The organism is Gottschalkia purinilytica (assembly GCF_001190785.1).
Lineage (GTDB): Bacteria > Bacillota > Clostridia > Tissierellales > Gottschalkiaceae > Gottschalkia_A > Gottschalkia_A purinilytica.
Window position 1 is genome coordinate 1 of record NZ_LGSS01000047.1, and the last position, 1793, is coordinate 1793.

Annotated in this window: 9 tRNA genes; all 9 read right to left on the reverse strand. The window is 36.5% G+C overall.

Annotation, left to right across the window (positions count from 1 at the left end):
• Nucleotides 1–948: 948 nt before the first annotated feature.
• The 9 genes from CLPU_RS16160 to CLPU_RS16200 all read right to left on the reverse strand — a co-directional run bounded on the left by CLPU_RS16160 (nucleotide 949) and on the right by CLPU_RS16200 (nucleotide 1723).
• Nucleotides 949–1025, reverse strand: a tRNA-Arg gene (locus CLPU_RS16160).
• 6 nt (nucleotides 1026–1031) lie between these two features.
• Nucleotides 1032–1106: transfer RNA gene (locus CLPU_RS16165), tRNA-Cys, on the reverse strand.
• A gap of 26 nt (nucleotides 1107–1132) precedes the next feature.
• Nucleotides 1133–1208 (reverse strand) — tRNA-Gln (locus tag CLPU_RS16170).
• A gap of 5 nt (nucleotides 1209–1213) precedes the next feature.
• A tRNA-Arg gene (locus CLPU_RS16175) sits at nucleotides 1214–1290 on the reverse strand.
• A gap of 12 nt (nucleotides 1291–1302) precedes the next feature.
• Nucleotides 1303–1376: transfer RNA gene (locus CLPU_RS16180), tRNA-Gly, on the reverse strand.
• 5 nt (nucleotides 1377–1381) lie between these two features.
• Nucleotides 1382–1456 (reverse strand) — tRNA-Gly (locus tag CLPU_RS16185).
• A gap of 10 nt (nucleotides 1457–1466) precedes the next feature.
• Nucleotides 1467–1552 (reverse strand) — tRNA-Tyr (locus CLPU_RS16190).
• 13 nt (nucleotides 1553–1565) lie between these two features.
• A tRNA-Thr gene (locus tag CLPU_RS16195) sits at nucleotides 1566–1641 on the reverse strand.
• Between the two features lie 5 nt (nucleotides 1642–1646).
• A tRNA-Asp gene (locus CLPU_RS16200) sits at nucleotides 1647–1723 on the reverse strand.
• Nucleotides 1724–1793: the final 70 nt, after the last annotated feature.

Sequence of the window (1793 nt, forward strand, 5' to 3'; positions counted from 1 at the left end):
CTAAAGTTGAGTTTTATTTATTTCAGTTATTCTAGGAATTAACTGGCTTTTCACTGTTCAATTTTCAAAGTTCAAACTCGCTTAATAAGTTTATCATTTTTGTCGTTCTTTGTCAAGAACTTTTTTATTTTTCATTTTTCTCTGTCGTATTGTGACGACTTATTTACTATATCACATCTAAATACTCTTGTCAACTGTTTTTTATATGTTTTTTTATTTTCTTTTCATCATCTATGAATTAGCCTCTTTCCTTTGTTTCAAGGGGCTTCCGACAGCGACTTTTATAATATATCACATATATTTTTCATTTGCAATACTTTTTTTATATTTTAAATTTTTTATTTATTTGTATGCTTGACTCATATTCTTTCATACAATTCATGCTACTAAATCATCCATTTTTTATGCGTAATTCTCTTTTAGATTAATAAAGTTATTTTTGAGTCTGATACGAAAGTTATTGTTACCATGTTTTTTTTAATTATTCATTTTTTCTTTATAAATTAAAATAATTTATTCTATATACTTATCTTCTATATATAATATACTGAAAGTTCTATAACAAAATAAATTAGTTTATTGTATCTATAAGCTTCTAACTTATCTAAAGTAATTAATTTATAGTTATAATCAATGAACTAGCTTATTCAATAAATTATATAGTTACTTAGTTTATAAACGAATATATTAAGTTAACTTTCTATTCTTCTAAATTTATCTATTCATAAGAATAAATCCCCATCACTTACATTGATAGTTTGCTTTTATATAAAACATAAAATTAGGGATCTAATATAGACCCCGATTAAAATTAACTTTTTTTATTATTTTCTAAGTCATGACTATCCGTCGATGAATTAAACTTTATTTATTATCAAGTAACTTTTTTCTATGCAATAAAAATGGAAGACTGATCTTTATCAATCTTCCAAACTCTAACGATTTATTTGGCGCACCCACAGGGGCTCGAACCCCGAACCTTCTGATTCGTAGTCAGACACTCTATCCAATTGAGCTATAGGTGCAAAATATGGAGGCGGCACCCAGATTTGAACTGGGGAATAAAGGTTTTGCAGACCTCTGCCTTACCGCTTGGCTATGCCGCCATATTTTTATCTATATATTTTATTATTGGCTGGGGCGGCAGGACTCGAACCTACGAATGCCAGAGTCAAAGTCTGGTGCCTTACCGACTTGGCGATACCCCATCGTTTGGCGCGCCTGGGAGGATTCGAACCCCCGGCACACGGATTAGAAGTCCGTTGCTCTATCCTACTGAGCTACAGGCGCATATTCATTTACTGGAGCGGGTGAAGGGAATCGAACCCTCGCAACTGGCTTGGAAGGCCAGGGCTCTACCACTGAGCTACACCCGCATAATTGGAGCGGAAGACGAGATTCGAACTCGCGACCCTCGCCTTGGCAAGGCGATGCTCTACCACTGAGCCACTTCCGCATGATTATTTTGGTGGAGGAGACTGGATTCGAACCAGTGAAAGCAAAGCTAACGGATTTACAGTCCGTCCCCTTTGGCCAACTCGGGAACTCCTCCTTAATATATTTTATGGAGCTGGTGAGAGGACTCGAACCCCCAACCTACTGATTACAAGTCAGTTGCTCTACCAATTGAGCCACACCAGCATATATGGCGACCTGGAAGGGACTCGAACCCTCGACCTCCAGCGTGACAGGCTGGCATTCTAACCAACTGAACTACCAGGCCATATATTTTTTATATTTCATTATGGTGGGCGCGACAGGGCTCGAACCTGTGACCCCCTGCTTGTAAGGCA